The sequence below is a fragment of the Synechococcus sp. H70.1 genome, from assembly GCF_047502705.1.
Lineage (GTDB): Bacteria > Cyanobacteriota > Cyanobacteriia > Thermostichales > Thermostichaceae > Thermostichus.
The window spans coordinates 49,065-56,322 of the sequence record NZ_JANSIV010000177.1 but is presented as its reverse complement, the minus strand read 5'-3'; the positions used below and the strand labels follow the sequence as shown (position 1 = coordinate 56,322).

The following is a 7,258-nucleotide window of genomic DNA, read 5'->3' as shown; positions in this document are numbered from 1 at the left end:
TCCTCCTATATCAATGACGGTGCTTGGAGAAGCATCTATCTCGACAAAGCGATCCTGAGGTTGATCGTTGCTTGACATTGACTCGGCCTCCTAATGCATCCCGCTAACTTAAGCTACTCCTTGTCTGTGCGAAGGTCATCTAGAGGGGATCCATCACTACTTTCTGAGCCCGTACACTCTGGCTCAAACTCTACAGTTATCCGCAATCTGACCCTGCCTTTCTCCCACTCCTTCTTACCCGGCACCAAGAGCTGACAGGTCAGGCCCTGATCAAACCACTTGGTTTCTTGCAGTAGCTTCTCTTCGGGTTGAGGGGCAAGAAGGCTACTGGCAATACTAATCAGGTTTTCCGGTGGGAGGATCCCCGAGGATCTCAAGGCTGCAATAAACAAGCGATTGAGCTCTTCCTTTTTGGCCAAATCCTCTTGGGCAGCTTTGACCAGGCTAGCAACCTTGAAAGTTTTGTCCCCTACAGAGAGGATCCCTTCTAAGTATTGCTGCAAGGGCAGGGACTTAGGCAACAAAACTTCACCTCCTCAAATAGTAGGGAGAAACAAACTGCTTTATCTCAGATCGTCAAGTATGCTGTCCAGCTCGGGGAAAATCTTACTTAAGTCAGAGATCTCATCACTCGGCTCACTTTCGCTCGCTGGCTGCTCGGAAGAACCTGCTGAGCTGTCGGCTAATTCACCGGTTGAAGAAGGTTTAGGTAGAGAAATCAAGGGCAAAAGTTCACGACCTAGGCCCATAGCCTGTAAGCATAGGTTAATCCCCGAAACAGCTTGGTTGTAGCTATCGATCTTTGCTTCTAGGTCCCTTAGACGCTGCTGGTTTAAGGCGATTCTTTCTTCTGCTTCCTTCCTTAGCGTTGCTTCCATAAACTGCTTTGCTTCAGGATACCTCTGTGGAATTTCATTAGCCACTTCCTTAGCAAAAGGCAAGAGCTGGGTCTTGAGGGTATTGTTGGTTTCTTGTCGGAAGTTAGAGCGTATTGTCTGGCTGACTTTGGGCTCAAAGTCAAGCTTCAGTAATTGCCGGATCCCGGGCTCTGCATCTCGAATAGCGGAAATATCGTAGGACTGAGACGTTTGCTTTAAAACTTCCCGGAACTGGTAAATGGAGAAAGTGCCCTCGTCATAGAAGCGAGGACTTTCTCTTAGATACCGGTCGCACTCTTTTCGAGCACCGCTGACTAATGCAGTGCAAACTTTTTCTTTAACCCCTAGTAGTTTCTTCTCTAGATCACCGTCGGATCCCAGTAGGCGAAACAACTGCTTGTAGTAGTCTGAACTGCGTACCCGATCAATAATCCGCCGGAAGGAGTTCTCCACAACTGTGGTGGCAGACTCGACCAGTATATCCTCTAAGTGATTTGATAGGTAGTAAAGAGCCTCAACCAGTACAGCCAAAAAGGGAGCCGTGGAGTTACGGTGGTGGATGCGGACAGCTTGGCTATAGGCACTATCTATTGAGAATGTGTCCAGAAGCTCATCCAGCCTACGCACCATCTTGGCCTGCAGCCTTCGGAAGTCATACTCAAACTCTTTATCCGTTCCGTCAATAATTTCGTTAATCATAGTTTGAATATGTTCATCGAACTCTTGACCAATCCTATTCAACTGCTGATTAATAAGCATTAACTCATGGGCAATCATGCTATCAACTTCTCTAGGCTGGCTGTCTAGGTCTCTATAAAGATCTATGTAAGACTTTCTGAGCTCAATACACAGAGGCTGCAAGTCATCGGCAAGAGCTATAAACAGCTGCGGGCGCTTTTCTTCCCTTAGATAGCGAGTAACTCCACTGCGGAACTCTTCTATGCCACTATCCTTGATCATGTACTCAACCAGGGGCATGCCCCACTCGTTTAGAATTCGAATATAGTTATCGATAGGAGTCTCGTAGCCGTGCACCGAAGGGCGGAAGGGGGATCCCACAAGCCTGCCTGAAGAGCTACAGTACTTGACAAACTCACTAATAAATTGAGGTGTCTGCTCTCTGCCACCTAGCTCTTTTATACTTTCTGCAAAAATAGTATCTAGACCAAACCTTGTTTCTCGAGTTGTGGCCTTGATCTGTGAGCCGTAGAAGCCAAGCAGGGCACTAGTCTTGAATAGGCGAGCTTGACGAAACTGCTGGTCAATGATGGCCTCTAATCTCTGCCTTAGCTGCGAGTTGTACCAAGTTTCATCAATGCGGTTGAACACATAAAAAACCCGATCGCGAATACTTTCGCTACTTTGGATGTGCTCAATGAGTTCTGTTTCTTCTTTAGTCAGCTCACCCGTTGTAGCACACTTGAGGACACAGACAACTGCGGAAGTATTTGGATCGGCAATTTTTTGATAGGTGCGCTCGGCGTCCGCTTTAACGGGAGCATCAATTCCAGGGGTATCGACAATAACGTTTCCATCCTCCAATAGAGGATGATGGCAGTAGTACTCAATCTTCCGCAGAACTGCACTATTGGCACCGCGCCGGGCAAAACTGGCCGCTTCTCTTAGGTTGCCAAGGTTAAGCTGTTCCATCGAGAACACTCTGTTTTCGGCTGGGTGAATTCTGGCGCGGTTTTGCTGGAAACCTTCAACTAATAAGCGCAGCGCATCTGCCTGCTTTGCCCGTTCCGACTTACTTTTGCCGCCCTCCTGCTGAACAATGGCCTCAGCCTGCTCTTTTAGGCGATTGAGGGTGACTTCCTCTAGGTTGTTGCCGCTGGGTAGGGCTAAGCCCAAGCGAGTGCAGAAGGCAGCCATCTGTTCCTGCACCTGCCGCTCGCTGAGGAAGGTGAGTACTACCCTCTCGGCGTCAGGCTCTGCATAGGAGATGTAGCACTCTGTCCCTGTGGCGTGTCCTTCGGCGCTATAGAGAAGCTCCCTTTCCAACAAGGCGTTGATCAGCATCGACTTGCCAGCGCTAAAGGCACCGGCAAAGACAATCTCAAAGGTTGGAGAAATAGCCTTGCTCAGTGAAGCCTGAACTCGGGTTGTATCTTGCTTCCCCGAAAGCGTGGGATCTTGCTGCCAAAGGTTTAGAATCGTTTCAACATGCTCCCGTAAGTTCTCACACTGAGGTAAGAGCTGCACAGCCATCTCAGGGACCTCCGCTAGGGCTGGGGAGATTATAACGCCCTCAGCCTCGGGCGTGAGATCCCTATACTACTTTTCTTCCGACGGGGCCCTAGCTTGCTAGGGCAAAGAGGTCACTCCACTCCCGCCTGGGAACGCCGGGCTTAGCGATGATCTCGAAGATGCGGTTTTTTGCTGCCGGTTGAAATAGGCTTTCAACAGCCACTTGAGCTACTTTGAGGCGAGGGATGCTGCCCTCAAAGAGAGTGTCAGCCTGAGAGAGGACAATGCCATCCTCGTTGTCCTGGTTTTTCAGGCCCCCTGGCCGAATGATGGTGTAGGTGAGGCCGCTTTTTTGCAGGTATTCTTCGGCTCGTTTTTTCCACACCAAGATCAGCCAAAACAGGTTGAGGGGATGGAACAACTGGGACACGCATAGAGAAGAAATCAAAACAAAGTGTTGGATCCCTTGGGCTTTGGCTACATCTACCAAGTTTTTAGTGCCTTGGTAGTCCACTCGGTAAGGCAGAAAGGGATCCCAACTGGGCCTAGCTCCTGTAGCACAGAGTACCACCGTGCATCCCTCCATGCCGGCTTCCAGGGTGGCCGGGTCCAGCACATCTCCCACCACCACTTCCGCTTCGGGGGGAAGAACCTGTGCGGCCAGCTCGCGGCTGCGCACCAGCGCCCGTACCGGGATGCCACGTCCCACCAACTCTCTGACGATGCGCCGCCCCGTTTCTCCCGTAGCCCCTGCAACAAAAGCCTTCATCTTCTCCCTTTGCCTAGGTTGGCTGTAGTTGTACCAGCTCTTGGGTTGGCCCTGCTAGAACCATTATCCAATCCGCCCAGAGCGGAATGGTAGGGATCCCAAAGCGCAACGAATAGCCCTAACCTGCTGGTGAAGCAAGTTACGGGGGAGTAGCCGGTGGACTTCTATTGAAGTGGCTTGGCTACATCTCCCACCTTAAAGCCAGAGCCGCTGAGAATGCGGCCCACACTGGATCCCTGATCCACCTCTGTCAGTTGAATTTGGCCAGCTGGCTCGGTCAATTTGCGCAGGACTGCTCCTGTGGCCGGATCCTTAACCTCGCGAACGACGCGCTCCACAGAAAGGATCAATCCCACGCGATAGCCGTCGCGGCTGCCTTTGTTCAAGATCACCTGATTGCCGTAGACATCCGCCACCAAGGCATCCACCGTCGGCAAAGAGCGGGGCTGGGCCGCCAAGCGACTGGCAAAACCGGCCAACTGCTGGGCAATTTGCTCCACCGCCTGCTGGCTGGCCAAAACCAGCAGCTTTTCTTCGTTGCTGGTGGCGGATCCCCCGCCAAAGCCGGCAACTGTGACCGTACTATCCGACTGGCTGGCGTTGCCCCGGCCCTCGACCACGGCCAAGATCTCGGCCGTGCTGGTGCTCACCAGGCGGGCATTGAGCTGCACGTTGGCATCGGCATCCACCGACTCGGCCCCCACCGCCAGCGGAAAGCTGCCGAAGGGGGTTAAGACCGGCGCCCCACCGCCGGAACGGCGCACCGACACATCGAACTGGGTAACACTGCCGAGGATCACCGCATCGACCCCGAGGATCCGGCCCACCTGAGCGGCGGTGTTGGCATCCAACCGCCCTGATAGCCCCAAGTTCTGCTCGGCCAAGATCGCGTCCAGCCGCGAGCGCTCGATAACAGAAAAAGTGCCATCTCTCACCAGCCGATCCACCAGCAGATCGCTCACCCCCCGCGAAGCCTCGCGCAGGCTGTAGGAATTGCTGAGGCTGCTGAAATCAAAATCCAAAACCGCAACGCGCGGGCGAGTGCTGGGTTGAGGCGCTTGTCCTACCTGGCTGGGGGCAGAGAGACTGCAGCGAAGGTCTTGGGGAAACTTCTGGCACAGCTCCGGATTGGTGGATTGGGCAGCCACTGGGATCCCCGTCCAACCCAAGCTCAGCAGCGGGATCCCGAACAACAAGATGGAAGAGAGGTTGCGCATGATTGAGCGATCTCCTGGATCGAGGAGGTGGCCACAGTCCATTCTTAGCTTGCACCCAAAAGAGCTTCCGGGGGAGGATGACCAATCTCACCTGGCCGCCTGTTCCAGAAGATGTCCTATACTCTACCGACTTCGAGGCCTTTGGGAAAAGGGATGAAGAGGGTTTGCACAGAGGAGTTGACAGATCTCAACAGTTAAGGCTGGGCAGAGAGGCTCGCCCTTTGTAAGTTGCCGGAAAAGCTTGACCCAATTGGGCCAGGTTCAGAACGGGATCGAGCGTGCAAGCTCAGTGCTACCCTAGTAGGGCTGTGTTCTTGTGCAAGCTATGCCTGTTCCTAAGAAGAAAACCTCCAAAGCCCGCAGTCGCAGGCGGTATGCTGTCTGGCTGGGCAAAGCCAAGCTACAGGCGCAGCGGGCCATGACCATTGGGCGCGCTATTCTCAGCGGTCGCAACACTGGCTTCTACTACCCCAAAGCCAAGTCCGAAGAAGAGGAGGGAGAAGAATAAAGCCTGGCAGCAGGGATCCTGGTTTACATTGGGGTCAGGCTCCCTTGAGAGCTGTTCTGCTGCCTCCTGGTCTTGCTTGTTTAGCAACTGGCATGCGCTCGTTGACCTCTCTTACCTACTACCAGCGGCTGGGCCTGTCTCCAGGGGCTTCCCCTGAGGAGATTCGGCGGGCCTACCGGCAGTTGAGCAAACGCTACCATCCCGACACCTCTCCCCTGGCCCCAGAGGTGGCCATTCGCTGCTTCCAAGAGTTGCACGAAGCCTACCTTGTTCTCAGCAACCCGACCAAGCGGGCTATCTACGATGCCAGCCTCCAGGTAATGATGGCCAAAGCGGGATCACTCGAGCGCATAGGCTCGCCGGGGGCAGAGTCTCTTGAGCTACCCATGGAAACCCGACCGCTTTCTGCAGGTGAGCTCTGTGCTCTGCTGCTGATGGGTGCTACTTTTGTGATCTGCCTAGTGCTGGCAGGCGTTTTGGCGTGGCTGCGGGAGGGCGGGGTGGGCTAACTGGGCTGCTCCAGCTGCGGGCAGACAGACTAGGAAATGCTCGGCATCTGGCCTAGAAGGTGCTTGAATAGGTAGCTGGGTAGTTTTTATCTCGCCATGCCTTTGCCGCCTGAAACTACACCTCTATATAATCACTCGCTTTTCTCTCTCGAGCAGTGGCTGGAGGAACAGGGTTGTACCCGCGACCCAGAAGATGTAGAGCAGTGGTTTTGCGAGCGGCCGGGCTGGAAAGCTTGCCTGCGCTTGGAAGAAACTAGCATTTGGGTGCGCTACACCTACCCTAACGGCAACACCAAGACTTTGTCTTTTCCCTACTCCCTCAGCCGCAAGGATGTAGAACAGGCCATTTTCGAGGATTAAGTGGCCATGCGCATTCTGCAATTGCCTGCCCTGCGCGACAACTACATCTATCTGCTCTACGATCCCGAGACGGCAACGGCGGCGGTGGTGGATCCGGCAGTGGCCGAGCCGGTGCTGGACAAATTGGCCGAGCTGGGGGCGGAGCTGGTGGCTATCTTCAACACCCACCACCACCACGACCATGTGGGGGGCAACCTGCAACTTTTGGCCCGCTACCCCCGCGCCGTCGTCTACGGCAGCCAGGTGGATCGAGGGCGGATCCCTGGCCAGAGGGTGGAGCTGCAGGCAGGGGAGACGGTGGAATTTGCGGGCCGGCAGGCGAAGGTGCTGTTTGTGCCCGGCCATACGCGGGGACATGTTGCCTACTACTTCCCCGAAAGCGGGGATCTCTTCTGCGGCGATACCCTGTTTGCCGGGGGATGCGGGCGGCTCTTTGAGGGCACCCCAGAGCAGATGCTGGGATCCCTGGATCAACTGCGGCAGTTACCTGAACCGACGCGGGTGTGGTGTGCCCACGAGTACACCTTGAACAATCTTAAGTTTGCCTTGACGGTGGATGGGGACAACCCGGATCTGCAGGCGCGCTATCAGCAGGTGGTGGCCCTGCGCCAGGCGGGATCCCCAACGGTGCCCAGCACCATCGGCGAAGAGCGCCGCACCAATCCTTTTTTGCGCTGGGATCAGCCGGCTCTGCAGGCGGCCACCGGCGTTCAAGAGCCGGTGCGGGTCTTTGCCCGGCTGCGGGGTATGAAGGATCAGTTTTGACACTTTTCTTTCTTTTGGCAATTTCTAAGAGAGCTAAGGCATACTGTCGGGGGGACTGCCTC

The 7,258-nt window shown here is 54.6% G+C and carries 8 protein-coding genes; 4 read left to right on the top strand and 4 right to left on the bottom strand.

Annotated elements, in window-relative coordinates; all coding sequences use genetic code 11:
* Positions 1–113 precede the first annotated feature (113 nt).
* The 4 genes from NW827_RS11930 to NW827_RS11915 all read right to left on the bottom strand — a co-directional run bounded on the left by NW827_RS11930 (position 114) and on the right by NW827_RS11915 (position 5,054).
* Entirely contained in the window at positions 114–524 is a 411-nt protein-coding gene (locus NW827_RS11930; RefSeq protein WP_414359297.1) for a KGK domain-containing protein, read from the bottom strand.
* Positions 525–563: 39 nt separating this feature from the next.
* Positions 564–3,089, bottom strand: coding sequence for a dynamin family protein (locus tag NW827_RS11925; protein WP_414403246.1), 2,526 nt, complete (start codon positions 3,087–3,089; stop codon positions 564–566).
* Positions 3,090–3,177: 88 nt separating this feature from the next.
* Positions 3,178–3,837 carry an SDR family oxidoreductase gene (locus tag NW827_RS11920; RefSeq protein WP_414503737.1) on the bottom strand — a complete coding sequence of 220 codons (660 nt, stop codon included), beginning with the start codon at positions 3,835–3,837 and terminating at the stop codon, positions 3,178–3,180.
* A 164-nt stretch (positions 3,838–4,001) separates the two neighbouring features.
* Positions 4,002–5,054: a CsgG/HfaB family protein gene (locus NW827_RS11915; RefSeq protein ID WP_414503736.1), complete on the bottom strand. Its 1,053-nt coding sequence runs from the start codon at positions 5,052–5,054 to the stop codon at positions 4,002–4,004.
* Positions 5,055–5,379: 325 nt separating this feature from the next.
* Here NW827_RS11915 and NW827_RS11910 point away from each other — a divergent pair, with 325 nt between their 5' ends.
* From NW827_RS11910 to gloB, 4 genes are all read left to right on the top strand, one after another.
* Positions 5,380–5,562, top strand: a complete 183-nt coding sequence (locus NW827_RS11910; RefSeq protein WP_011430004.1) for a 50S ribosomal protein L32 — start codon at positions 5,380–5,382, stop codon at positions 5,560–5,562.
* Between the two features lie 92 nt (positions 5,563–5,654).
* The gene (locus NW827_RS11905; RefSeq protein WP_414359304.1) at positions 5,655–6,071 is read left to right on the top strand and encodes a J domain-containing protein; all 417 of its coding nucleotides are present in this window, start codon (positions 5,655–5,657) and stop codon (positions 6,069–6,071) included.
* Positions 6,072–6,167: 96 nt separating this feature from the next.
* Positions 6,168–6,431 carry a DUF3143 domain-containing protein gene (locus NW827_RS11900; protein WP_414359305.1) on the top strand — a complete coding sequence of 88 codons (264 nt, stop codon included), beginning with the start codon at positions 6,168–6,170 and terminating at the stop codon, positions 6,429–6,431.
* Positions 6,432–6,437: 6 nt separating this feature from the next.
* Complete coding sequence (gene gloB / locus NW827_RS11895; RefSeq protein ID WP_414359306.1) at positions 6,438–7,196, top strand: hydroxyacylglutathione hydrolase; 759 nt, start codon at positions 6,438–6,440, stop codon at positions 7,194–7,196.
* Positions 7,197–7,258: the final 62 nt, after the last annotated feature.